This is a genomic window from Phytohabitans houttuyneae (assembly GCF_011764425.1).
Taxonomy (GTDB): domain Bacteria; phylum Actinomycetota; class Actinomycetes; order Mycobacteriales; family Micromonosporaceae; genus Phytohabitans; species Phytohabitans houttuyneae.
This window is the reverse complement of the sequence record NZ_BLPF01000001.1, coordinates 4,540,436-4,565,581: the sequence shown is the minus strand read 5'-3', so window position 1 is coordinate 4,565,581 and position 25,146 is coordinate 4,540,436. Positions and strand designations below refer to the sequence as shown.

Here is a 25,146-nt window from a genome sequence, read left to right as displayed (position 1 = left end):
CTTGAGGAGATGGGCTAAACCAGGACAAAACGCCCAGGAAAGTTCACCCGTACGTGGTGACACCGCAGACACAGAGTGATGGGGCGATCCGCCAACTCCCACCGTCGACGGACGCGCATCGGGGAGGTCTCTTCCAATGAACACCACAGAGCTCGTCGCAGCGGCGTGGAGCACTGCCACGCACGCGGCAGACGTGCTCGCGCTGATACCGGCGGCGGAGCCAGAGCCCAAGGGCATCGCCACCGAAAACATCGTCACCTTCTTCGCCAGCAAGATCGCACCGATCCTGCTGGCCGTCCTCGGCGTGATCTTTATCGGCCGGGCGAGCAAGGGTGAGATATCGAAGGTTTTGACGAGTTCGGCGATCGCCATCGTCGGCCTCGCGTTCATCGCGGGTGCGGCAACCCTGTTCTTCGTCGGTGACTACCTCATCGACCTGATCTTCGAGTAGGTTCGCGGGTTCACTTATGCGGCTGCGTACCGACGACGACATCTACCGGGCTCGCCTGGTGTACCTGGGCCCGCCCGGGTACACGTTGCCCGTCCACCTTCCGTACGCGCAGTACGGCGTCTTCATGCTGCTTGTCCCGCTCTTCATGTTCATTCATTACCTGTTCACGTTCGACGTGGAACTGTTCCCGGCATGGGAGATCGCGCTCGCCGTCGTGACGACGTCCTTCATCTTCAGGTACGTCGATCCCGACCGGCCGGCGCGCATGGTGGTCCGTACCGCACTCACCGACTGGCGGCGTACCCGCGAGCCCGCCACCGAGCAGCGCGACCCTCGCCTGGTCGCGACCCGGATCCGGGTCCGGGAGGAGCTTGTATGAGCGGCACTTATGGCCTCATGTGCGGAGTGATGGCATGACCCCACCCTCCACACCGGGCACCCCTCGTCCGGTCGGCATGCCGGCTGACACTCGTGGTAACGGTGCGCGACCGTCCGACTACCCAGTGTCCGAGGTGGATGAGGACGCCGACGACCTCGTCACCAGCCCCGACCACGGTGCGGTGGCAGTCTTCCAGGCGCCCCACGCCCCCCGCCGGCCCGCCGGCGGGGCCGGCCCGCAGGGCCGCGGCGAGGGTGAGCACGCCGACATCGACTCGCCCTTCCTCGACCTCTTCTCGGGATCTCCAGGGCGTCCCGCACCGCCCCGCGCCGCGGCGACGCGCCCGCCGGCCGCACGGCGCGTGGCCGAGCCGCTGCGCCGCCCCGTCGAGCCGCCCGCCGAGCCCCGGCGCCGGCCGATCGAGGCACCGGCCGTCGAGTCCTCCCCGCGGCCGGTCGAGCCACCGCCGCCCACCGAGGCGTTCACAAACGGCGTGGGCGGGCACGGGATCGGGACGGAGTCGATCGGCTCACCGTCCGATGCCGGGGAGGCACGGCCCGTACCAGATGAGGAAGCTGGACCACCGACCGCGACGCGGCCGCCCGCGCGCACGGAGCGCCCGCCACGCCATGCGGCAGCTGAATCGGAGCTTGAGCCGGTCAACCTGCCCGCGGTGCGCGAGCCCGCGGCCGAGCCCCCGGCCCGGCGCCTGCCGGCCGAGCCCGCGACCACCCGCCGCCGGCCGGAGGAGCGCCGGCCGCGCGAGGAGCCGCCGCGCCCCCGCAAGGAGGTGCGGAAGCGGCAGCAGGAGGTCGCGCCACGCACCAAGCCGGTCCGCCCGCCGAAGATCAAGTTCGCCGACCGCGACCCCGCCGTCAACCTGGCGATCACCGAGATCGCCGGTCACCTCACATTCACGCCCAACACGGTCACCGCGTGGTACTGGCTGCCCGAGGTGCGGTGGGCGTTCCGGCCGGACGCCGAGCGCGAGGCGCTGCTGTCCGCGATCTCCGAGCAGTACGCGGGCCTCGCCGGCTTCCGCCTGCACCTGCGCCGCACCACCCGCCCCTTCCCGGCGGACGAGTGGGCCCGCACGCTCGACGCGCACACGCCGCACCCGCTCGGCGGCGTGTCCGGCGCCACCTCCTGGTCCGACCACCTCGTCGCCGCGCAGCGCCACCTGCTCTCCGTCAACCACGCGGAGGGCCAGACGTACCTCGGCGTGACGTTCGCCCGGCGCAAGCTCGGCGACTCGCTGGTGGAGCGGCTGCTGCGCGCCTTCGGCAAGGGTGTCGCCGAGGGTGAGCGGCGCAAGCTGGGGCGCACGGTCGAGCAGTTCGACGAGGTGCTCGGCGCGTTCGGCATGCGCGGGCGCCAGGTCTCCACGCACGAGCTGGAGTGGCTGCTGTACCGCTCGGTCGCCCTCTGCATGGCGCCGCCCACCGCGCTCTCACCGGTGACCGACGGCCAGTGGGAGCGCGGCGACCTGCTCGCGCTGACCGAGCAGATCGAGCGCTATCGCACGCCGTACGGGTCGACGGTCAAGCTGGTCAACCGCATGACCGGCGAGGAGCGGCACGTCGCCGTCCTCGCGGTCGGCCGGATGGAGCCGCTGGAGATCCCCGAGCGGCACGAGCCGTGGCTCCACTTCCACGAGCGCCTCCCGTGGCCGATGGAGCTGTCGTCCAGAGTGGACGTGCTGGGTTCCGGCGACTCGTTCAAAAACCTCGAGCACCGCCTGCGGATGATCCGCTCGCAGCAGCTCGACTACGCCGAGCACGGCATCGACGCCCCGCCCGAGCTGGAGCGCCTGGCCAAGCGCGCCCTCGTCATCGGCGACGAGATGACCACCGGCCTGCCGGTGGAGTCGGCCCGCGCGCACGGCTGGCACCGCATCGCCGTCGGCGGCCGCACCCGCGAGGAGTGCCTGGAGCGGGCCCGCCGGCTCATCCAGCTGTACTCGCGCGAGCTTCGCATCTCCCTGCAGCACCCGAAAAACCAGGACTGGCTGGCTCGCGAGTTCATCCCGGGCGAGCCGGTCGCCAACACCGGCTACATCCGCCGCATGCCGGTCAAGCTGCTCGCCGCCGCGCTGCCGCAGGCCGCGTCCACGGTGGGCGACCGCCGCGGCGACCTCATCGGCCGCACCGCCGGCACCTGCCGCCGCCCGGTCTTCCTGGACCTGCACTTCCCGATGGAGGTACGCGAGCGCTCCGGCCTCGCCGTCTTCGTCGCCGAGCCGGGCGGTGGAAAGTCCACACTGCTCGGTGCGCTGGGCTACCTGGCCGCCCGCCGCGGCGTGCAGGTCACGCTCCTCGACCCGTCCGGCCCGCTCGCCCGGCTCTGCTCGATGCCGGAGCTGCGCCCCTACTCCCGCGTGCTCAACCTGACCGGTTCGGAGCACGGCACGCTGGCGCCGTACTCGCTGATCCCGACGCCGCTGCGGTCGGAGTTTCCGGCCGGCCCCACGGGCGACCGCGAGTTCGAGATCGCCGTGTCGAACGCACGGGCCGAGCGGCGCATGCTCGTACAGGACATCTGCTCGATGCTCGTGCCGCCACAGGTCGCCCGCGAGGCCTCCACGGCCACGCTGCTGCGCCACGCCGTGCGGCAGGTGCCGGCGGAGGAGACGTCCACACTGGATGACGTGGTCGCCTGCCTGTCCGGGCTCGACGACCACAACGGCAGGGAGCTCGCCAACCTCCTGCTCGACACCGCCGAGATGCCACTCGCGCTGCTCTTCTTCGGACGCCCGCCCGAGGGCCTGCTCGGCGCCGACGCCGCGCTAACCGTGATCACGATGGCCGGCCTCCGCCTTCCGGACCTGAAGATCGAGCGCGAGTACTGGTCGGCCGAGGAGGCGCTCGCACTCCCGATGCTGCACACGGCGCACCGCCTCGCGGTACGCCGCTGCTACGGCGGCTCGATGTCGTCGCGAAAGATGGTCGGCCTGGACGAGGCGCATTTCATGGAGGGCTGGCGCTCCGGCCGGTCGTTCCTTGTCCGCCTCGCCCGCGACTCCCGAAAGTGGAACCTGTCCGCGCTCGTGGCCTCGCAGAACCCCCGCGACATCCTCGGGCTCGACGTTCAGAACCTCGTCTCCACAGTGTTCGTCGGCCGGATCGCCGAGGACGTGGAGATCGCCTCCGAGGCCCTGCGGCTGCTGCGGGTGCCGGTCAACGACGGGTACGAGGCGACCCTGGCGTCACTGTCCAACGTGGACACATCGTCATCGTCGCGGCTGGGCTTCCGGGAGTTCGTCATGCGAGACGTGGATGGGCGCGTACAGAAGGTACGAGTCGACGTGTCGTACGTGGAGGGGTTGCTCGACCACTTGGACACCACACCAACAGGCGCCGCCGCGCCCCAGTCGAACCTGCCCATCGGCACGCCCGACACGGAGGTGTGAAGTGGTACGGCGGGCGACCGCGCTACTTCTCGCCATGCTGGTGGCGGCCGCGACGTCTTTGGTCTGGCCGACGCCAGCTTCAGCCGCGCCAGCTCCGGTGGCGCAGGCCCCGGGTGACCTCTGCACAACCCAGGAATGGCAAGTCGACTTCCGCGCCTGCGTGACGAAGCTCGGCGACGTGGCGGCGGAACGTAAGCAGTGTCTGAAGGCGCCGACGCCGGGTACCCCGGACTCGGGCCTCGCGGGCTGGTTCGCCAGCCAGCCCGAGGCGTCCAAGAAGAACGGTCCGACCGGCCTCTACACCGACTACGGATACGCCGGGTACAGCTACACGACTTATGACGTCGACAACGGCTGCTTGGCGACGCTGACCCATCCCGAGTACAAGTTCACCACCACAATCGCGAACGGTGAGTTCATGATCGCGACAGCGGTCATCGGCGCATCCAACGCGCTGCGCGAGAGGGCGTGGAACCCGGAGTCGATGTGGGGTTGGGCCGATCCGCTGGTGGATCAGGCCACCAAGGCCGTCTACGAGAAGGTCTTCAGCGTCTTCGGCATTGTCACGCTCGGCGTGGTGGGGCTGTACTTGCTGTGGCGCTCCCGGCAGGCGGACATGAGCAACGCGATGACCACCGCTGGGTGGGCGCTGCTCGTGATGGTCGCGGTTACGGCGCTTGCGGCATGGCCGGTGAAATCGGCGAACGTGGCAGACGCGACGCTTGTGAGCACGTTGGGCGTGGTACACGATGCGGTTGGGCCGCGCGCCAAGGATCGCCCGCCGGGGCAGTGCCGCCTGGGCAACCCGGAGGCGTGTACCGATCAGCGGCCGCCAGCGGTGCGTGCCAGCGACACGGCAACCGAGACCATGCTCTACCGCAACTGGCTGCGTGGCGTTCTCGGATCCGCGGACAGCGAAACGGCAAAGAAGTACGGGCCAGCCCTCTACGACGCGAAGTCGCTTAGTTGGCGGGAGGCTGAGCGCCTACGGGCGAACTCGAAGGATCGCGACGCCACCTTCGCCGCGAAGAACGACCAGTGGATGAAGGTCGCCGAGCAGATCAAGACCGAAGACCCCGAGGCGTACGAGTATCTGCAAGGCACAAAGGACATGGAGCGGATCGGCGCCGGCTTCATCGCGGTCCTCGCCGCCGTCCTGTTCGCCATGTTCGACCTGACCGCGTCGCTGCTGGTCCTGCTCGGCTTCCTGATCTTCAGATGGGCGGTCATCGCCGCGCCGATCCTGGGCACCGTCGGACTGATGCGGCCGGCGAGCGCCGGCCTGCGCCGCCTCGCCAACGCCGTCGTGGCCGCCGTCTTCAACATCGCCATCTTCGGTACCGGCGCGGCGATCTACCTGTTCGCCGTTGACCTGATCATGAGCACCCCGACGCTGCCCGGATGGCTTCAGGTGGTGTTGGTCTGGCTCTGCGGGGTGGTGGGCTGGCTCCTGCTCCGCCCCTACCGCCGGATCACGCAGCTCGGCGGCAAAGACAACACCGCGGCGATCACGTCGGCCGGCTCGTGGCACCGCCGCTTCTTCAGGGACATGCGGGAGGCGGCCAAGCTCAACGTCTCCGAGCCCGGCGGCACCGCAGACCCGCAAGTTGGCAAGCGACGGCAGGTAGTCGCCGAACAGACGACGCTGCGGCCCGAGGCACGCGACGAGGATCCCTCGCACTCCAGCACCACGCGCCCAGATGGCCAGGAACGTGCGAACGAGGCAACCTCCCCGAGCCGTCCCCATCCCGCACCGCGGGCCCGGCACCCTCGCGGACGCGCCGGACCACAGAGTGGGTGGAACCGGACCTGCCCGAGCAGCCGCCGTCTTACACGATCTACCGTCCGGGCGGCGAGCCGAGCACCGAACCCACTCCGGCGCCGGCACCCCGGATACGCGCCGAGGCGAGGTGACGGACCGTGCGGCGGGTCGCCCAGCTTGTCCTGCGTGGGCTCCTGCGCTCCCGCGTGGGTGTGGCCTTGGTGCTCGCGATCGTCGTACTCGGCGTGGTCGGAGCGGCAAAGCTCCTCTCTGACTCGTCCGGTGCCCCGCCCGGGTTGAGCGGCGCGCCAAAGCAGCCAATCCTGACCGTTTCCGCCACCATCGCGAACGACGGGCTCGCGTCGCCGGAGCCGACCCCATCACCCAAAATCAGCGAGGGTACCGCCGTCCCGGCGACCGTGGCCGAGGCCTTCGGCCGGGCCTGGGTGAACCATCAGGACGTGACGGCCGAGGAATGGTACGCCGGCCTCCTCCCGCACTGCACGGAAACTCTGGCCGAGAAGCTGGCGGGGGTGGACCCGGCGGGCGTGCCAGCTGATCGCCTCACCGGCAAGCCGGTCCTCATCCCCTACGCCGACCAGATCGTCGACGCGACCATCCGGGTCGACTCCGGCCTGCTGCGCCTGCGCTTGACCGCGGTGGAGGGTCGCTGGCTCGTCGACGGCATCGACTGGGAACGCGTATGACCGACATGGTGGGTGTAGCCCGCCGGCCCACGCGTCGTGTCGGCCTCGCCGTGGCAATCCTCGCCGCGTTCGCGCTGCTCTGTTGTGGTGGTGGGATCGGTTCCTACCTGCTCACGGACGATGGCGGCGCCGACAGCAGCCTTTTCAACAGCTTTGGCTGCGGTGAGGGTGGAATCGTCGACGCGTCGAAGCGGATGCCCAGCGTGGGCGCCTACGGCGAGGCCCAGATCCGCAACGCGGCGATCATCGTCAACGTCGGCTCCGACATGCGGGTGCCTTTCCGCGGCTGGGTCATCGCGGTGGCGACGGCCATGCAGGAGTCGGCACTCTCGAACCTCCCCCACCTCGGCGCCAAAAACGACCACGACTCGGTCGGGCTGTTTCAGCAGCGTCCAAGCCAAGGATGGGGCACTGCGAAACAACTGCAGGATCCGGAGTACGCGTCGCGGAAGTTCTACGAGAAACTGGTCACCATCGAAGGCTGGCAGCAGATGGCGCTGACTGACGCGGCGCAGCGGGTGCAGGTGAGCGCCTACCCGGACGCGTACGCGAAGCACGAACCGATCGCCATCCAGATCGTCAACCTGCTGACCGGCGGGGCCGCGCGCGCGGCGGGCAACAGCACCAAGGCCAGGTGCGCGACCGGTGGCGAGATAGCCGCCTCGGGCTGGACGGTGCCAGTGCGGGCCCTGATCGTCTCCGGCTTCCGCACGGCCGAGCGCCCCGACCACGACGGCGTAGACCTGGGCGCCGGCCGCCACACCCCAATCCGCGCGGCGGCGGCCGGCCAAGTGATCACGTCTCGCTGCGACACCGACCCATCCGGCAGCCTCTGCAACCACGACGGCTCGCCGTCCACTCCAGGCTGCGGCTGGTACGTCAAGGTGCGGCACGCGGGCAACTTCGTGACCATGTACTGCCACATGATCTACCGTCCGAAGGTGAAGGTCGGCCAGATGGTCGGCGCCGGCCAGGAGCTCGGCTACGTCGGAACAAGCGGCCATTCGTCGGGCCCGCACCTACACTTCGAGGTCTACGACTCAGGCAGGGGCGACAAGATCGACCCAGTCGACTTCATGCGAAACGTCGGCGCGCCGTTGGGCGGCACCCCGTGAGCCGGGACCGCCGGCCGGACCCGTTCGCGGAGAGGCACGAGCAGTCAGTGTCCGCACCAAAGTCGATCGTTCCGACTCCGGCCCTCACTCAGGACGATCTCCGCGGCCGGCGGGTCATCGTGGGCGCGCCCGGCCTTGGCTGGCGTGCAGATCTTCGAGCCGACGAGAAAGTCGTGCAGGGCAGCCGCACATACGTTCCGGTGATACCCGAACAGGACTGGTATCGGGCCGAACTGGAGCAAGTCGAGGTCTTCGCGCCCCTCGTGCCGGTGGAGCGTGTATGGGTTGAGAAGCTGGCTTTCTTGCAGGACGGCGATGGCGTATCCAACCCCGCACCCAAACATCTCGTCTCGCTCGACGCCCCACCGGAACAACACCCGATAACTGCCGTGGACGCACGGCGGATCACCGGACGCCGCTTGGTCCAGGTAATCGACGGTGTCGAACGACGCGATCTGCGAGCGGTTACGGAAACCTACTCCAGTGCCGATGGTGAAATCTGCATAAGGATCGCAACAGAACTCGAATGGTATCGCTGGGTGTGGAGTGGGCAGCATCCGAAGACGCTCGAGGTGCCAGCACGCCTGCTATGGCTGGAGTGACCCGCTAGAGCCGCGTAGCCCCGCAGACCCGCCAACCTCCCTCATCAACTAGATCGAAACGCCAGTCCTGCAGGTCCTTCTCTGTACCATCGGAAATAGTTCGGCTTATCTCCGTGGTCACAGTGGCGCGCCCTGACATCTCTTGTACGATCAATGCCCCCAGGAGATTACGATCGTAATCGAGTATTGTTTCTCTTGCTCTTCTATCTGGGCCCTAAAGGCGCGCATAGGAGCAAGGCTTCCGTCGTCGCGGCAGGAGTATAGGTCTACCCGGACATCGTTGCGTTCTAGAAGTAGCGCGCGCAGATAGTTAGATACAGCGACATCCGGAGAGCTGCGGTCCGGTTCTGTCGCGTCGCGGTAGGCGACGAACGCTACCCCCGCGCCCCCGCACACAGCAGCGCCAGCGCGCCCGCAACCAGCAGCACCACCAAGCGGCCCGCGCGGAGGGTTGTTTTGCTTCCGCCCAAGGTGGTGGTTGGCGGCGAAGGGCGAGAAGCGTCCACGCACCGAGGTTAGCTGGCTCCACCGGCCGGTGCTGGAAGGCTTGGCCGCGCCGGGCGCTGTACGTCATCCGTGGCAAGCCGGACCATTCGGGCATTGAAACCTGTCCGAGTGGAGCGTGGCTGGCAACAGGCCCAATGGCGTCCGCCCTGAAGGGGGCGTGCTGGGATACCGTCTCTGTCCGAGGGAGGTGAGCGGCTGTGCCGAACGCTAAAGCGCGGTTGACTCACGCCGCCGCCTTGCATCGGCAGGCCGCCACCACCGCGGCGGCTGCGGCTGGTGCCCTTGAGCGGTTTCAGCCGGCCCCGCCGGACCTGCGCGAGCAGCACGAGCTGGCCGAGCGGCTGCGTGCGGCGGCCGCTGCGCTCGTGCCGGGGTGGTTGGGCGCGCCGCTCGACGCGCAGTCGGAGGACACGCCGCTCGGCGGGCCGCGCCTGCCGCAGTTCGTGCGGATCGGGATGGCGCAACCGCTTGACGACGCACGCTTTCCGGCGGTCGTGCCGCTGCTCGGCACCGGCCACCTCACCGTCGACGCGGACGCCCGTGACCCGCGGGTCGCCGGGCTGCTGCGGGCGCTCCTGCTCCGGCTGCTGGCCTCCTCACCGGCCGGCTCGCTGCTGGTGCGCGCGGTCGACGCGGCCGGAGCGGGGCTGATCTTCGGGCCGTTCGCGGCGCTGTCTGACGCGGGCCTGATGCCGCCGCCGGTCACCGACCGAGGTGGGTTGCGGGCCGTTCTCGCCGAGGCCGAGCAGTGGGTACGCCCCGCGCGGCCGATCACCGCCCGCCACTCGCGCCGGGATCGCACGCTGCTGCTGGCGATCGCGTCGCTGCCGGAGCTCACCGAGGGTGCGGACCTGGCGCGGATCGCCGCGCTGGCGCAGCACGGTCCCGAGGCGGGGCTGCACCTGATCGTCGCGGGTTGGCCGCCGCCCCCGCTGACCGAAGACACCACCCAGCCACCGCTGCCGCGCACCACGATGATCACGCTGCGCAACCCGTACGCGATCATCGGTGATCCGCCCGCCGCGCGGTTTGGCAGCAGCGCCGAAAACAAGGGGCTCAACGCGCCGGTCTTCCTCGACGAGGACCCGCCGGCGCACCTCTTCGAGCGGGTCTGCCAGGAGCTTGCCGAAAAGTCGGCGACCCAGTCGCGCCTCACGCTCGGCGACGTGCTGCCGGATGGCGAGTTGTGGACCGAAGACTCCTCCGAGGGTGTCGCCACCACGGTCGGGCACGACGGCGACACCGCCGTCACGCTCCAGTTCAACGATCTCACTCCACATTGGATGATCGGTGGACGGTCCGGCGCCGGCAAGACGGCGTTCCTCATCAACGTGCTCTACGGCCTCGGCTGCCGCTACTCGCCCGGCGAGCTGACCCTCTACCTCCTCGACTTCAAGGAGGGCGTGTCGTTCGCCGAGTTCGTGCCGAGCGCGCGTGACAAGACCTGGCTGCCGCACGCGCGGGCCGTCGGCGTCGAGTCCGACCGGGAGTACGGCGTCGCCGTCCTGCGCGAGCTCGACGCCGAGATGACGCGGCGCTCCGTGGCGTACAAGCGGGCCGGTGTCACCCGCTTCAGCGACCTCCGCCAGCAGCGGGCGATGCCGCGGATCATCTGCGTGATCGACGAGTTCCAGGTGCTGCTGACCGGCAGCGGCCCGCTGACCACCGAGGCGGTGAGCCTGCTGGAGTCGCTGGCTCGCAAGGGCCGGTCTTACGGCATCCATCTCGTGCTCGCCAGCCAGACCGCGCTCGGCGTCGAGGCGCTCTACGACAAGCGCGACTCGATCTTCGGCCAGTTTCCGGTACGCGTGGCGCTGCCCGGCGGTGGCGACGTGCTCGAGCCGACCAATGACGCCGCGGCCGGCCTGCCCCTCGGCACCGCCGTGGTCAACACCGCCGGCGGCCTCGGCGGGCCGCGCGGCGCCACGCGGGGGCACGAGCGGACCATCCGCTTCCCCGACCCGCACGCGGACCGCGCGGCGCTCGACGCGGTACGCCGGCGACTTTGGGACGCGCGACCGGACACCTCCAAGGCGCCGTCGGTGTTCGAGGGCTACGCACACCAGTACCTCGACGAGGACCCCACCTACCGCGCCGCGCTGGCCACCACGCCGGCCCGGCCGTCCGCGCTGGTGGGCCGCGTGATCGACGTACCACTCTCGACCGCTGCCTTCCCCCTGGACGCCTCGCCTGGGCGGCACCTGGCCATCCTCGGGCCGAGCACCTACGGCGCGGACCTGCTAGACGCCGCGGCCCGCAGCCTGGCCGCGCACCATGCCGCCGGCACGGCACGGTTCGTCGTCTCGTCGCTTGTCGCCGACGGCGACGCCGTCGCCCGCGCGCTCACCGCGCACCTCGCCGAGACCCAGGACGCCGAGTACGTCGAGGGCGCCGCACTGACCGAGGCGTTCGAGACAAAAGAGTCGGCGTACCTGATCGTCTTCGGCATGGACGCGATCAGGAGCGGCACTCTGCCGCGAGATCTCCTGCGCGATGGGCCGGGGCGGGGTGTACACCTGCTGTCCTGGTGGCGAGGATTGCGCCGCTTCACCGAGGAGGCGGGCGGCAGCGCGGCCCGCGAGGAGGTGGCTGGGATGGTCTTCCTCAACGTGCCCGGTCCCGAGGTGTCACTCCTGCTCGGCCAGCACGTCGACTGGCAGCCGCGGCCCAACCGCGCCCTGCTCCACGACCGCCACGCCGACCGCACCACCGTGATCGTCCCCTTCGTGCGACCGGAGCGCGACGAATGAAACCGACTGCCGGATGAGGACCAACGACGAGGCCTGGAACGAGTACCTGACCGCTGCCCAGCGCCTCGACGCGGTCCGCCGGGGCGTGGCCGCCGCCGCTGGCGAGCAGGCCCAGACGGTGCGCGCCGCGCACGAGGAGCTGGCCGGGGTCCGCGCGCGGCTGGCACCGCAGCGGGCCAAGCTGCTGGCCCAGGGTGTACCCGATGCCGCTCTGCAGCCATCACCCGCGGACGTGGCCGGTGCCGCGCATGCCATGGCGGGTGGACCACCGGCGGTGCTGGCGGCGCTGCGGCAGGCCCGCGCCACCGCGAACGCCGCGGACGCGACCGAGCACGGCGCCATGCCGATCGGGTCGCGCGGGGAGACGCCGGCCTGGCTGCGCAACCTGATCGTGTACGGGCCCTTTGCGGTCGTGGTGCTGATCGTGCAGGTGGCCCTCTACCTCACGGCCGACACCGACCTCGTGCTTTACGCCGTCCTCTGTGGACTGACGATGCCCGCGGCCGCGTTCGGGCTGGGGTGGCTCACGATCGGCCTGGCGTTCGTCCCGCCGGCGGGCGAAAAGGTCGACCGCACGCCACTGTTCGGTGTGGCGGTCTGTTTTGCGCCGATCATCGCGACCTGCATGGGCGTCGGCCTGCTCAACCTGGTGAGATAGGCACCATGCCGAGTGTCGAAGAGGTCAAGGCGCAGGTGGCCGCGTCGGTCGACCAGACCAGCCGGGCGGTGGCCAGCCTGCGTGGCGTGACCGACCAGCTCGACGAGGCCCTGGCCCGGCTGCGGCTGACCACTGTCGGCGCCGTGCACCCGAGCGTGCTGGACGCGATCTCGCGGCTGGAGCAGGCGAAACAGCGGCTGGACGAGGCGCAGACCCTCGCCCGCGGCGCCATGGACGCCGCCGACCGCTTCCGCGCGATCATCTAGCCGGCGCAGCTGGCGGTTGGGCTCAGATCGACCACCGCGGAGGGCGAGGCCGCGGGAGCGACGGTCTGGACCACGACGGACGCCGCGGTAGCCCGGATCATTTGAAATAGAAGGATTTGCCCGCGTCCGCGCCAGCTGCGGACCGTTCACTCCCGTGGGCACCGCGGAGGCCGGCGGCGAGCTGGCGCTCGCCGAAATCCCCGCCCTCCGCTGCCGGGTCCGCGGGACAAGCCCGATCGCGCGGTCAGCCCGCCATGATGAGGCTCATCGCCTCGGCGCGGGACTTTGCGTCGCGCTGGAGGAGGCCGCGCACGGCGGAGGTGATGGTCTTGGCGCCGGCCTTCTGGATGCCGCGCATGGCCATGCACATGTGCTCGCACTCCAGTACCACGATCACGCCACGGGGCTGGAGCCGGTCCATCAGCAGATTGGCGATCTGGGCGGTCAGCCGCTCCTGGACCTGAGGGCGCCGGGCGTACACCTCGACGAGCCGGGCGAGCTTGGACAGGCCGGTGATGCGGCCGTCGTCGCCCGGGATGTACCCGATGTGCGCGACTCCCCGGAACGGCAGCAGATGGTGCTCGCACAGCGACATCACCTCGATGTCGCGGACCAGCACCAGCTCCTCGTGGTTGGCCTCGAACGCGGTGGTCAGCACCTTCCGCGGATCGACGCGCAGGCCGGCGAAGAGCTCGGCGTAGGCTCGCGCGACCCGTGCCGGCGTACGCTGCAGGCCGTCGCGGTCCGGGTCTTCACCGACGGCGATCAGGATCTCGCGTACGGCCTTTTCGATCCGCGCGAGGTCGACGGCCTCCTCGACCGGGCCACCGCTCAGCTTGCCGTCGACGAGCCGGGCCGCCAGATAGTCCAGGGCGTCGTCGCCGTCGCCATCAGGCTCGGTCGACGACGCCCCAGCGTCGGTGGTCTTCAGTGGGAACCGTCCGAGGAGTTGGGAGACCCCCGCCCACGGTGGCCTGCGCGCCGTCGGCCTGGGCCTGCGCCTTCAGCGCGTCCTTCTCGCCCGGCGTCAACACCGGCGGCTCGTTGGAGGGCTGGCGCTTGCCGAAGCCGTTGTACGGAGCCATCGGCGGCCGCTTGACCACGCGAGCGCAGATGCGGGCCATGTCGGTCTGGGAGATGGTCTCCTTCTCCATCAGCTCCAGCACGAGGCTGTCGAGCACGTCGCGGTACTCGACCAGGATCTCCCACGCCTCGTCGTGAGCCAGCTCGATCAGCGCCCGCACCTCGGCGTCGATCTCGGCGGCCACCGCGTCGGAGTAGTCCTTTTCGTGGCCCATGGTCCGGCCGAGGAACGGCTCGTCGCCGCTCGTGCCGTACTTGACCGCGCCGAGCTTGGAGCTCATGCCGTACTGCGTGATCATCGCCCGGGCCAGCGCGGTGGCCTTTTCGATGTCGTTGCCCGCGCCCGTGGTCGGCTCGTGGAAGACAAGCTCCTCGGCCGCCCGGCCACCCAGCGCGTACGCCAACGTGTCGATCATCTCGGCCCGGGTCTGGGTGTACTTGTCCTCGGTCGGGAGGACCAGCGTGTGACCCAGCGACCGGCCGCGGGACAGGATCGTCACCTTGTGCACCGGAGCGGAGTGCGGCAGCGCATACGCGACCAGGGCGTGACCGCCCTCGTGGTACGCGGTGATCTTCTTTTCGTGGTCGCTCATGACCCGGGTGCGGCGCTGCGGGCCGGCCACCACGCGGTCGATCGACTCTTCGAGGTTGTCGTTGGTGATCGCGCGCTTGTCGTGGCGTGCGGTCAGCAGCGCGGCCTCGTTGATCACGTTGGCCAGGTCGGCGCCGGTGAAGCCCGGCGTGCGGCGGGCGACCGAGTCGAGGTCGACATCGGGCGTGAACGGCTTGCCCTTGGCGTGCACCCGCAGGATCGCCTTGCGGCCCTCCATGTCCGGACTGTCGACGGCGATCTGCCGGTCGAAGCGGCCGGGACGCAGCAGCGCCGGGTCGAGGATGTCGGGCCGGTTGGTGGCGGCGATCAGGATGACGCCGCCCTTGGTGTCGAAGCCGTCCATCTCGACGAGGAGCTGGTTGAGCGTCTGCTCGCGCTCGTCGTGACCGCCACCCATGCCGGCGCCGCGGTGGCGGCCGACGGCGTCGATCTCGTCGACGAAGACGATCGCCGGTGCGTTGGACTTGGCCTGCTCGAACAGGTCGCGGACCCGGGAGGCACCGACACCGACGAACATTTCGACGAAGTCGGAACCGGAGATCGAGTAGAACGGCACGCCCGCCTCGCCGGCCACCGCGCGCGCCAGCAGGGTCTTGCCGGTACCGGGCGGGCCGAAGAGCAGCACGCCCTTCGGGATCTTGGCGCCGAGCGCCTGGTACTTGGCCGGGTTTTGCAGGAAGTCCTTGATCTCGTGGAGCTCCTCGACGGCCTCTTCGGCGCCGGCCACGTCGGCGAACGTGGTCTTCGGCGTGTCCTTGGTGATCATCTTGGCCTTGGACTTGCCGAAGTTGAGCACCCGGGAGCCGCCGCCCTGCATCTGCGACATGAAGAGCAGGAGCAGGATCACCAGCACCGCGATCGGCAGCAGGTTGACCAGCAAGGTGAGGAAGACGCTGTCTTCGGAGACCTCGGTGTTGACCGGGCCCTGGATCCGGCCGGCGCTCTGCGCCTCGAGGACGTCGTTCCAGATGTCGTCGCCGACCTCGTACGGGAACTGCGCCTGGATCTTGTCGGTCTCGGTGTCACCGAACTTGGCCCTGTTTTGCAGGTCAAGCTGGAGCGTCTGCTCCTTGTCCTTGAAGACTGCCTTCTTTATGCCGCCCGTCGAGTTGAGCTGCTGGAGCGCCACAGAGGTGTCCACCTTGTGGTAGCTCGGGCCGCTGGTGAAAAACGAGCTGAGCGCAATCGCACCGATGATCACCAGGATGATCCAGACCACCGGGCGGCGGAAGAAACGCGTACGTTCCATACTGTTGTCGAGCGCGCTTGGCGCCCGGACCCTCCTGATCGACGTCCTGACCGTCTGATTACGTGTGCCGCAAGATCTACGGCCGCCGCGGCCGCCTCGTCAGCGATCGCGACACTCACTTCGGGGTGTTCGCCTCAGCGCCGACGAGCCACGCCATCGGTCATTCGAAGGTACACCCCGCAGGGCACGCTGCGGCTCCCGGATCAGGCGCCGCACTAGCAAACTGCGCAAACGAGGCGCAACGTCGCCGCCCCGCTGGACATTTTCGCAGGTGGCGGAGCTTCCTGAGAGTAGGCTGTGCGTTCCCGCCCAAATGGACATCTGGCCTTAAGCGCGGGCGTACACGTCAGGCTTGAGCACGCCCACGAAGGGCAGCTCGCGGTAGCGCTCGGCGAAGTCGAGCCCGTAGCCGACGACGAACTCGTTGGGGATGTCAAAACCGACGTACTTGACCGGGATCGACACCTTCACCGCCTCCGGCTTGCGCAGCAGCGTCACGACCTCGACACTCGCCGCCTTGCGGGAGGCCAGGTACCGCAGCAGCCAGGAGAGCGTGAGCCCGGAGTCGACGATGTCCTCGACCACGACCACGTGCCGCCCGGCGACGTCCCGGTCGAGGTCCTTGAGGATGCGCACGGTGCCCGACGAGGTGGTGCCCTGCCCGTACGACGAGACGGCCATGAACTCGAGGTCGGCGGCCGGACCATGCCGGCCGAGCGCGCGGGCGAAGTCAGCCATGAACATCACGGCGCCCTTGAGCACGCAGACAAGCAGGAGTCCGTCTTCGACCGTTGTGTAGTCGGCGGACACCTGCTTGGCGAGCTCTGCGATTTTTTCTCGGATCTGCGCTTCGGTGATGATCACACGATCGATGTCGGCGTCGTACCAGGAGCCGTCGGTCATTGCCTAAGCCTGCCGTATGCGGCTCCTGGCCCTTCGCCCGGGTCATGGCCGTCGCGGGCCACGTGGGCTGCGGGTTAGGCCCTCGTCTGGGCCCGGCACAGCCCGGCAAGGATTTTCCCAACAGGGCCTAGATCAGCCGCGGGCGGCTGCGCCGGCGACCGCTTTCGGAGGGCTTCCAGTCCGCGGAGTCGCGGCTGTCGGAGGTCCACCCGAAGATCGAGGCGATCGCGAGGACGACGAAGAACAACAGGAGTACGAAGAGTTCCATGGCGGCTCAACCTTCCCGAAGGTTTGGGTCTCTCTTTGAGGTCTGCCGCCGGTGCGCACCGGACGTCTGTATCTAGTTTCCGCCGCACCCCCGAGCGAGCCCAGTGGCAGCAATGCCATTGACCCTTAAAATCCTGCCAAGTCTGGAGTAGGGTGGCAGCATGCTTCGCAACGTGGCAGTAATCGTGTCCGACGGGGTCGCCGCCTTCGAGCTCGGCGTGCTCTGTGAGGTCTTCGGCACCGACCGGTCGGACGACGGCTTCCCGCTGTACCGCTTCGATGTGTGCAGCTCAGACGGCAAGCCGGTGCGCACGAAGTCGGGCTTCGAGATCTCGCCCGAGTCCGACCTGACCGCGGTCGAGACGGCCGACCTCGTGGCGGTGCCCGCCCACGGCGACGGCTTCCTCATCCCGCCGGACGTGCTCGACGCGCTGCGCCGCGCGAACGCCCGCGGGGCGTACGTGATGAGCGTCTGCTCCGGCTCCTTCGTGCTCGGCGAGGCGGGGCTGCTCGACGGGCGGGACTGCACCACCCACTGGAAGTACGTGGACGAGCTGCAGGAGCGCTTCCCGAAGGCGAAGGTGCACTGCGACTCGCTGTACGTGCAGGACGGCAACCTGCTCACCAGCGCCGGCACCGCCGCGGGCATCGACGCGGCCCTGCACCTGGTGCGCCAGGAGCACGGCTCGGCGCTGGCCACCAAGCTCGCCCGCCGCATGGTCGTGCCGCCACACCGCGACGGTGGCCAGCGGCAGTACGTCGAGGCCCCGATGCCCAAGACACCCGAGGCGGCGACGCTGGAGCCCGTGCTCACCTGGCTGATGACCCACCTCGACCAGACGGTCACGGTGGACGAGCTGGCCGCGCGGGCGCACATGGCACCGCGGACGTTCGCCCGCCGCTTCCGGGCCGAGACCGGCACGACGCCGCACGACTGGCTGACCAACCAGCGGGTGCTGCTCGCCCGCCGGCTGCTGGAGGACACCGACCTGGGCGTCGAGGCGATCGCGACCCGCGCCGGGTTCGGCGACACGGCCACGATGCGCCACCACTTCACCCGGCGGGTGGGCGCGACGCCGCAGGCGTACCGCACGACGTTCCGGGAGCGCGAGCCGGCGGCCTAGTAGCCGGCGGCGCAGCCGTCCGCACGTGGTTCGGAGCCTGCCACGTATCCGCCGCCGGGGAGGCGCCAGATCGCCTGGCCGTACCCGAAGGTGGAGGGCTCGCGCACGACGGTGAGCTCGTGGCCGCGGGCCTCCAGGTCGGACAGTGTCGCCGGGTCGGACAGTCCTTCCTCGACGAGCACGGCGCGGCCGGACCGCCAGTACCAGCGGGGTGCACCGAGCGCCGCCTGCGGGTCGAGGCCGTCCACGGTGGACGTGATGAGCTGGAGGTGGCCCTGCGGCTGCATGTGCCCGCCCATCACGCCGAACGGCCCGACCGGGGCACCTCCCCTGGTCAGAAAGCCGGGGATGATCGTGTGGAAGGGGCGGCGGCCGGGCCCGACCCCGTTCGGGTGGTCCGGGTCGGCGCGGAAGCCGAGGCCGCGGTTCTGCAGGCCGAAGCCGTAGCCGGGTACCGCGACAAATGACCCGAAGCCCATGTAGTTGGACTGGATGAGGCTCACCATCAGGCCTTCCGCGTCGGCGGCGCAGAGGTAGACGGTGCCGCCGCGGGCCGGGTCGCCGGCCGCCGGTACCGCGGCGCGCTCACCGATCTCGGCGCGGCGGGCGGCAAGGTAGTCCGGCGCGAGCAGCGCCGAGGGCGGTACGACCACCCGATCGGGGTCAGCCACATAGGCGAACGCGTCGGCGAAGCCGAGCTTCATCGCCTCGATCTGCCAGTGCAGGCGCTCGGCCGGCGGCAGCGCGCCGAGGTCGACACCGTCAAGGATGCCGAGCCCGATGAGCGCGGCGACGCCCTGCCCGTTGGGCGGCAGCTCCCACACCTCGTGCCCCCGGTAGCCGACAGAGATCGGCTCGACCCAGCTCGACGAGTGCGCGGCGAGGTCGTCGGCGGTGATCAGCCCACCGGTCCGCGCGGCGTGCTCGGCCAGCGCGGACGCCACCTCTCCGGTGTAGAAGGCGTCGGCGCCGGTCTCCGCGATCAGCCGCAGGGTGCGCGCGGCGTCCGGGTTGGCCCACCGCTCACCCACACCGGGGGCGCGCCCCGCGCCAGTGGTGAAGATCCGGCCCCACTCGGTGTACTCCTCGCCGGCCAACTCCTGGTACTCGGCAACCGAGCGGGCCCAGGCGCCGGCGATCTCGGATGAGACCGGGTAGCCGCGTTCGGCGTACGTGATCGCGTCGGTGAAGAGGTCGGCGAAGGGCAGCGCGCCGAATCGGGCGTGCAGGTCGCGCCAGCCGGCGGGAGCGCCCGGCACGGTGACCGGCGGCCACCCCCGCTCCGGCATGCCGCCGGGCACCAGGTCGGGCGTGAGGGCGGCGGGCGAGCGGCCCGAGGCGTTGAGGCCGTGCAGGCGGGTGCCGTCCCACACGATCGCGAAGAGGTCGCCGCCGATGTCGTTGGAGCCGGGCTGTACGACTGTCAGCGCGATGGCGGTGGCGACCGCAGCGTCGACCGCGTTGCCACCGCGGCGGAGCACGTCGAGGCCGGCCGAGGCGGCCAGTGGCTGGCTTGTGGCGACGGCGCCGCGCGGGGCGTACAGCGGCTTGTGGCGGTGAAAGATCACGTGAGCAGCGTGCCGCGCCGGGCCACCGCGATACCACCGGGCAGATGCACCGGTCCTTGGCCGCGCCAGGCGGTGACGAGCGCGTCAAGCGCCGCGACGTGGCGGTGCGAGAGCGCCGCGGGAGGCGCGCCGCGCTCGCGGGCCCAGGCGTGCAGCACTCGGGTACGCACGGCGTCGGGCAGCCGCCGCAGCTCGGCGACGTCCAGCGCGCTGTCCTGGCGGCGGGCACGCTCCAGCGCGGCGCGGGCCAGCTCGTCGAGCGCGGCGGCGTCGGCGGCGAGCAGGCGAGCGGTGCGGGCGAGGTTGTCGACCACCCCGGCACCGAGCGCCTCGACGAGGGCGGGCAGCGCGGCGGAGCGGACGCGGGCACGCGCGTACGCCGGGTCGGTGTTGTGCGGGTCTTCCCAGGGGCTCAGGCCGAGGGCGGCACACGCCTTGCGGGTGTCCTCTCGGGACACGTCGAGCAGCGGGCGCAGCAGCGCCACACCGCCGACCTCACGCCGTACCGGCATGCCCGCCATCCCCCGCGGACCCGAGCCCCGCGCAAGCGCGAGCAGCACCGTCTCGGCCTGGTCGTCTCGGGTGTGTCCGAGCAGCACCGCGCTCGCGCCGAGCCGGATGGCCGCTTCGGTGAGTGCCGCGTAGCGCGCGTCCCGGGCGGCCGCCTCGGGACCGCCCGCGCCGGACACGGTGACGGTCGCGACCTCCACCGGCGCCAGGCCAGCCGACGCCGCCCACGCGGCAACGGCGGCCGCCCGCTCGGCCGAGCCGGACTGGAGCCCGTGGTCGACGGTCACCAGCCCGGCGGGCAGCCCTTGGCGGGGCGCCACGAACGCGGTCGCCGCGGCGAGCGCCAGCGAGTCGGCGCCACCGGAGCAGGCGACAAGCACCGTGCCTTCGACACCTCGCAACGCCTGGCGGACCGCCGTGCGGACGGCGGCCACCGGCGGCGCGAGCGCGGCCATCGACGTGGGTCAGGCGGCCTGGGGGTGGACCCGCGCCACCCAGGCGTCCGGGTCGCCCAGCTCCTCGACGCGGGGGAGGGTGAGCGGCGAGCTGAAGACCTTGTTGAAGCCGGGCATGCCGACCCGCTCGACCACGCCGTGCACGAACTTGCGACCCTCCGCGTACTGCCGCATCTTTACGTCGACGCCGAGGAGCTTGCGGATCGCCTTCTCCAGCGGAGTGCCCGCCTCGCGGCGCCGGTTGAACTTGGCCCGGATCTGCTCGACGCTCGGGATCACCTCGGGGCCGACGCCGTCCATCACGAACTCGGCGTGCCCCTCCAGCAGCGTCATCAGCGCGGTCAGGCGGTCCAGCACCGCGCGCTGGCCGGGGGTCTGCACGAGGTCGAGCACGCTGACCCGGCTGTCCGGGTTGCGCACGGCGTCGGAGAGGGTGGCGACGCTGCGCCGGATCCGCTCCAGGAAGTGCTCGCTGCCGGCCTGCGAGGCATCGACGAACGCCTGCACCTCGCCGAAGAAGTGGCCGCGCATCCACGGCACGGCGGTGAACTGGACGCGGTGGGTGACCTCGTGCAGGCACACCCAGAGCCGGAAGTCGCGGGTGTCGGCTTGGAGCTTGCGCTCCACCTCGACGATGTTCGGCGCGACAAGGAGCAGCTGGCCGGGGTCGGCGGAAAAGACCTCGTACTGCCCGAGGACCCGGCCGGAAAGGTAGGCCAGCACGGTGCCGGCCTGCACGCCGGTGAGGCGCGAGCCGATCGCGTCGGTGATGGCACCCGGCTGCTTGTCGCCGGCGAGCCGGCTGACCAGCGGGGTGACCACCTCGCGGAGCCCGGCGATGTTGATCGCCGCCCAGTCCTTCCGGTCGACGACCTGCACCGGAGGGTGGGAGACCTGGGACCGCAGCCCCGTGTATGAGGAGACGATCTCCGCCGCCTCGTCAGTGAGCCGCCGGAGATCTGCGACAACATCGGTGGCCTCGTCGTACGAGACTCTCGGGCCCGCCTTGCCCAGCGCGCCCGCGGTGGCGGCGGCCAGGTCCCAGTCCACGAACTGCGCCATCACCCCAAGGTACCCGGGCTATGCGCAACCGCATCCCGCGAGCGTTGTGGTGATCTTGTCAAGGCCGGCTTCGGCGCGGTCTTTGCCGACCGGCACCTTGTCCGCCAGGACCGCGAAGGCCAGCAGGCGGCCATCGGCGGTGGTCACCACGCCGGAGATGGCGTTGACCCCGCCGAGCGTGCCGGTCTTGGCCCGCACGGCACCGGCGCCCGCCCGGTTGTCGGCGGCGGGACTGCGGTACCGCTCGCGCAGCGTGCCGGACCAGGCCGCCACCGGCAGGCCGGCCATCAGCCCGGAAAGCTCCGGGTGCGAGCCGCCGGCCGCGAGGCGCAGCACATCGGTGAGCAACGTCGGGCTCAGGCGGTTTTTCCGGGACAGGCCGCTGCCGTCCGAGAGCGCGACCTCCGCGGCGGGCAGGCCGAGATCCGCGAGTACCGCCTTCGTGGCGGCCGCGCCTCCCGCGTACGACGCGGGGAGGTCCTTGGCGATGGCGACCTGCCTGGCCAGCGTCTCGGCCACGACGTTGTCGCTGTCGATCAGCATGATCTCGACGAGGCGGAGGATCGGGGGCGACTCGACCTTGCCCAGCTCGGTGCCGGGCGCCGGCCCGGTACCGGCCTGTGTGGCCTCGGCGCTCGCGCCGGGCGCGCCCGCCGGGGCCTTGCCACTGGTCACCGCCGACGCCTTGAGCCCCAGTGCTCGGGCGAACGCCTGGCCGGCGGCGATGTCGGGCTTTGCGTAGCGCTCGGCGTACCCATGAGTGATCTTGGGGTTGATCCTCGCCCCATTGATCATGAGTGCCGTCGTGGCGGCGCCGAAGCCGCCGGTGGGCACGTCCGGGTCCCAGCTCGGCTCGAACGCGGGAGCGGGGAAGAGCGTCGAGTCGACGATCACGCGCGTCGGTGCGGCGCCGCCGAGTGCGGCCTTGACCTGCTTCGCGAGCTGGTCGAGGCGGGCCGCGCCGGGGTAGGTGCCGGTGGCGCCCGCCGACAGTGTGGCGTCGCCGCCACCGATGATCACCACTTCGCCGGGCTTTTCGCCGGCGACCACGCGCGTCGGGATCCGGTAGGCGGGACCCCGCGCGGCGAGCACGGCGGCGGCGGTGACCAGCTTGGTGGTCGAGGCCGGCGTGGTGAGCACGTCGGGACCGCGCGCGTAGAGCTGGTCGCCGGTCGCCACGTCGGTCACGGAGATGTTGACGCTGCTGCCCAGCCCGGCGGCGGCCACGACGGGGTCGAGTGCCGCCTTGACGCCCGCGGCGCTCGGCTCCGGCGCGTCGCCCGCCGAGGCGACCAGCACCGGGGACGGTGGTGGCTCGGGCGTCTCGGCGGCCGCCTGGGTCGGCGTCGGCTCGCTGCCGTCGCCGCCCAGCCAGTCTTCGACCGGGCCGGGACGGACGATCGCCGCGCCGGCCACGAGCCCCGCGAGGAGCAGCACCACCACGATGAACGTGGCGAGCCCGCGCCGGCGCTTGCGCTCCGGCGGCTGCGGACCCGGCGCCGGCGGTGGCCCGGACAGGGCCGGCTGCGGCTTGTGCGGCGGTGCGGGGGGCGGGAAGAACGAGGGCAGCCGGATAGTCTGGGTCTGCTCGGGCGGATGCAGCGGCAGCCGGACCGTCTCGTCGCCGGGGCCGTGCTGTGAATCTTGCCTCCCCACCGGCCCCTCCTCGCTCGTGTCATGCGGTCTAGGCGACGATACTTGCGTCCGAACACTATGCGGGGTTCGCCGGCCCAATCTGATTGGGCAAACATCACGACACTTGGGCGGCAGGATTGGGGAGCGTGAAGATGGATTTCGACGTAACGGTTGAGATCCCGAAAGGTCACCGAAACAAGTACGAGGTGGACCACGTCACGGGCCGCATTAGGCTGGACCGCACGCTCTTCACCGCGACGCAGTACCCAGCCGACTACGGCTTCATCGAGGGCACCCTCGGCGCCGACGGCGATCCGCTGGACGCGCTGGTCCTGGTGCAGGAGCCGACGTTTCCCGGCTGCCTCATCCGGTGCCGCACGATCGGCATGTTCCGGATGAAGGATGAAAAGGGCGGCGACGACAAGGTGCTGTGCGTCCCGTTCGAGGACCCGCGCCAGGAGCACCTGCGCGACATCCACCACCTGGGCGAGTTCGACCGGCTGGAGATCCAGCACTTCTTCGAGGTCTACAAGGACCTCGAACCGGGCAAGTCGGTCGAAGGCGCCACGTGGGTGGGGCGCACGGAGGCGGAGGCCGAGATCCGCGCCTCGTACCGCCGGGCGGAGGAAGCCGCGGAGCGGGGAGAGCAGCCTCACTGACGGATATCCGACTGCCCGCAGCGCCCTCGCCTCAGATGTCGCGTACTGCGGCATAGAGGTCGAGCACCGCGCAGGCGACCGGCACCACGCAGACCACGAGCGCCGTATCCAACACGTCGGCCGCCCGGCCCAGATAGGGCGAGGGCGGCCGATGCGCGTACGCCACTCCGGCGGCCACGACGGTGAGCGCGGCGAGCGTGCCGCCGGCGGCGAGGGCGAGCAGCACCGGCGGGGTGGCCGTCACCGGCAGCGCCACGCCGAGGGCGGCAGCACCGCCCAGCCCGGCGGCGAGCAGCGGCACCCGCTGGTGCACCGCGACGAAGAGCCGGGCGCGCAGGAGCAGGCCGGCCGCAGCGACAGCGACGAGCACCCGCCCGGCAGCACCGCCGGTGGCGACCAGGACCGCGGACGCCGCGACGGCGAGCGCCGCGTGGCCGATCAGCAGCCCGGTGAGCACCTCTTCGGTGCGTCCCACGGCGGCGTCGACACCGGCCGGGTCCGGGCGTGGTGCCGGCGTGCCCTCTCCGGGCGGGGTGGCGACCGGCGGCAGCGGCAGGCGGCCGAGGCGGATCGCGGCCAGCGGCAGGGCACCGACGCCGCAGGCGAGCAGGGACAGCAGGACGGCCGCAGCGCCGTGCGGCGTGAGGCCGCCGAGCGTGGCCAGCGCCGCGAGGCCGCCGAGCAGGCCGGCCGTGGCGCCGGCGACGAAGATCCGCAGGTGCGTGGCCACGCCGGCGGCGCCGAGCAGGGACGTGACGAGCAGCGCCGCCGAGCCGGCCAGCACCTGGGCCGGCCGCCCGGCCCCGGCCGCCAGCGCGCCGGCCGTGAAGGCGTAAGGCAGCGCGTACCCGGCGAGGGCGGCGCCCGCGACACCGTCCCGCCGCGAGCGGGCGGTCACCACGCCGGCCAGCAGCAGCACCGCTGCCGCGAGAGGTGGCACCGCGTTCCACTGTGGAGCGGCGCGCACCGCGGCCGCGAGGCCGACCGCGAGTGGCAGGGCGGCTGCCGCCAGCCCCGTGGCCCGGGTGGCTGCCGGCGACCAGGGGGCGCCACGGCGGCGGGCACCGTCGGCGATCGCCTCCACGACATCGTCGTATTCGGGCTCGGCCCACCGCACCCGCGCGGGTAGCAGGAAGAGCAGCTCACCGTCCCGTACCCCTTGCGGGGAGAGGGCCTGGCCTGGCGACAAGGCCGCACCGTCCGCGCGGCGCAGGACCCACCCGCCGTGCTTCTCGCCGTCGTCGGCGAGGCCGTCGCCGGCGTGCCGCAGCACCTCCGGCAGCAGCTCCGCCACCGGCACCTGCTCCGGCAGCGCCACGTCGAGCCGCCGGAGCGGCGTGCTGATCGTGACCCGGGCGAGTCCTGCGGTCATCGCTTTTCCTCCCGCGACGGGGCAGCAGGGATTGACGCAC

The 25,146-nt window shown here is 71.0% G+C and carries 19 protein-coding genes and 2 pseudogenes; 12 read left to right on the top strand and 9 right to left on the bottom strand.

All coding sequences use genetic code 11. The features are described from left to right. Positions 1–136 precede the first annotated feature (136 nt). The 10 genes and pseudogenes from Phou_RS21070 to Phou_RS21025 all read left to right on the top strand — a co-directional run bounded on the left by Phou_RS21070 (position 137) and on the right by Phou_RS21025 (position 12,606). Entirely contained in the window at positions 137–451 is a 315-nt protein-coding gene (locus Phou_RS21070) for a hypothetical protein (RefSeq protein WP_173057593.1), read from the top strand. A 16-nt stretch (positions 452–467) separates the two neighbouring features. Further along, on the top strand, positions 468–830 hold the full coding sequence (locus Phou_RS21065) for a hypothetical protein (protein WP_173057592.1): 363 nt from the start codon (positions 468–470) through the stop codon (positions 828–830). A gap of 34 nt (positions 831–864) precedes the next feature. After that, positions 865–4,239 (top strand): ATP-binding protein, encoded by a 3,375-nt coding sequence (locus Phou_RS21060; protein ID WP_173057591.1) that lies wholly within the window; start codon positions 865–867, stop codon positions 4,237–4,239. Positions 4,240–4,273: 34 nt separating this feature from the next. Further along, positions 4,274–6,153: pseudogene (locus Phou_RS21055) on the top strand (MFS transporter). 69 nt (positions 6,154–6,222) lie between these two features. After that, the gene (locus Phou_RS21050; RefSeq protein ID WP_246273812.1) at positions 6,223–6,708 is read left to right on the top strand and encodes a hypothetical protein; all 486 of its coding nucleotides are present in this window, start codon (positions 6,223–6,225) and stop codon (positions 6,706–6,708) included. Beyond that, on the top strand, positions 6,705–7,823 hold the full coding sequence (locus Phou_RS21045; protein ID WP_246273647.1) for a M23 family metallopeptidase: 1,119 nt from the start codon (positions 6,705–6,707) through the stop codon (positions 7,821–7,823). The genes Phou_RS21050 and Phou_RS21045 overlap by 4 nt, the downstream gene beginning before the upstream one ends. 47 nt (positions 7,824–7,870) lie before the next feature. Next, on the top strand, positions 7,871–8,425 hold the full coding sequence (locus Phou_RS21040; protein WP_246273646.1) for a hypothetical protein: 555 nt from the start codon (positions 7,871–7,873) through the stop codon (positions 8,423–8,425). A 704-nt stretch (positions 8,426–9,129) separates the two neighbouring features. Then, positions 9,130–11,682: an FtsK/SpoIIIE domain-containing protein gene (locus Phou_RS21035; RefSeq protein ID WP_173057588.1), complete on the top strand. Its 2,553-nt coding sequence runs from the start codon at positions 9,130–9,132 to the stop codon at positions 11,680–11,682. A gap of 13 nt (positions 11,683–11,695) precedes the next feature. Continuing rightward, positions 11,696–12,340: a hypothetical protein gene (locus Phou_RS21030; protein ID WP_173057587.1), complete on the top strand. Its 645-nt coding sequence runs from the start codon at positions 11,696–11,698 to the stop codon at positions 12,338–12,340. Between the two features lie 5 nt (positions 12,341–12,345). After that, on the top strand, positions 12,346–12,606 hold the full coding sequence (locus Phou_RS21025; RefSeq protein ID WP_173057586.1) for a hypothetical protein: 261 nt from the start codon (positions 12,346–12,348) through the stop codon (positions 12,604–12,606). A 244-nt stretch (positions 12,607–12,850) separates the two neighbouring features. Here Phou_RS21025 and folE read toward each other — a convergent pair whose 3' ends face one another. The 4 genes and pseudogenes from folE to Phou_RS21005 all read right to left on the bottom strand — a co-directional run bounded on the left by folE (position 12,851) and on the right by Phou_RS21005 (position 16,722). Beyond that, positions 12,851–13,537: a GTP cyclohydrolase I FolE gene (gene folE / locus Phou_RS21020; protein WP_371872192.1), complete on the bottom strand. Its 687-nt coding sequence runs from the start codon at positions 13,535–13,537 to the stop codon at positions 12,851–12,853. After that, a pseudogene (gene ftsH / locus Phou_RS21015) lies at positions 13,534–15,551 on the bottom strand (ATP-dependent zinc metalloprotease FtsH). The gene folE and the pseudogene ftsH overlap by 4 nt, the downstream one beginning before the upstream one ends. 327 nt (positions 15,552–15,878) lie before the next feature. Further along, on the bottom strand, positions 15,879–16,454 hold the full coding sequence (hpt, locus tag Phou_RS21010) for a hypoxanthine phosphoribosyltransferase (RefSeq protein ID WP_173057584.1): 576 nt from the start codon (positions 16,452–16,454) through the stop codon (positions 15,879–15,881). 127 nt (positions 16,455–16,581) lie between these two features. Then, a complete protein-coding gene (locus Phou_RS21005) occupies positions 16,582–16,722 on the bottom strand; it encodes a hypothetical protein (protein WP_173057583.1) in 141 nt (46 codons plus the stop codon). Positions 16,723–16,882: 160 nt separating this feature from the next. Here Phou_RS21005 and Phou_RS21000 point away from each other — a divergent pair, with 160 nt between their 5' ends. After that, the gene (locus Phou_RS21000; RefSeq protein WP_173057582.1) at positions 16,883–17,845 is read left to right on the top strand and encodes a GlxA family transcriptional regulator; all 963 of its coding nucleotides are present in this window, start codon (positions 16,883–16,885) and stop codon (positions 17,843–17,845) included. Here the strand turns inward: Phou_RS21000 and Phou_RS20995 are convergent. The 4 genes from Phou_RS20995 to dacB are packed head-to-tail and all read right to left on the bottom strand — an operon-like array spanning position 17,842 to position 22,958. After that, positions 17,842–19,413: a gamma-glutamyltransferase family protein gene (locus tag Phou_RS20995; RefSeq protein WP_246273645.1), complete on the bottom strand. Its 1,572-nt coding sequence runs from the start codon at positions 19,411–19,413 to the stop codon at positions 17,842–17,844. The genes Phou_RS21000 and Phou_RS20995 overlap by 4 nt on opposite strands. Continuing rightward, positions 19,410–20,378 carry a tRNA lysidine(34) synthetase TilS gene (tilS, locus tag Phou_RS20990; RefSeq protein ID WP_173057581.1) on the bottom strand — a complete coding sequence of 323 codons (969 nt, stop codon included), beginning with the start codon at positions 20,376–20,378 and terminating at the stop codon, positions 19,410–19,412. The genes Phou_RS20995 and tilS overlap by 4 nt, the downstream gene beginning before the upstream one ends. Positions 20,379–20,387: 9 nt before the next feature. Beyond that, positions 20,388–21,440, bottom strand: coding sequence for an Rv3626c family coenzyme F420 biosynthesis-associated protein (locus Phou_RS20985; RefSeq protein ID WP_173057580.1), 1,053 nt, complete (start codon positions 21,438–21,440; stop codon positions 20,388–20,390). Between the two features lie 18 nt (positions 21,441–21,458). Next, complete coding sequence (gene dacB / locus Phou_RS20980; RefSeq protein ID WP_371872191.1) at positions 21,459–22,958, bottom strand: D-alanyl-D-alanine carboxypeptidase/D-alanyl-D-alanine endopeptidase; 1,500 nt, start codon at positions 22,956–22,958, stop codon at positions 21,459–21,461. 269 nt (positions 22,959–23,227) lie between these two features. On the opposite strand from dacB, the gene Phou_RS20975 reads away from it, so the two are divergent. Then, the gene (locus Phou_RS20975; protein WP_173057579.1) at positions 23,228–23,734 is read left to right on the top strand and encodes an inorganic diphosphatase; all 507 of its coding nucleotides are present in this window, start codon (positions 23,228–23,230) and stop codon (positions 23,732–23,734) included. 31 nt (positions 23,735–23,765) lie between these two features. Here Phou_RS20975 and eccD read toward each other — a convergent pair whose 3' ends face one another. After that, the gene (gene eccD, locus Phou_RS20970) at positions 23,766–25,106 is read right to left on the bottom strand and encodes a type VII secretion integral membrane protein EccD (RefSeq protein ID WP_173057578.1); all 1,341 of its coding nucleotides are present in this window, start codon (positions 25,104–25,106) and stop codon (positions 23,766–23,768) included. Positions 25,107–25,146: the final 40 nt, after the last annotated feature.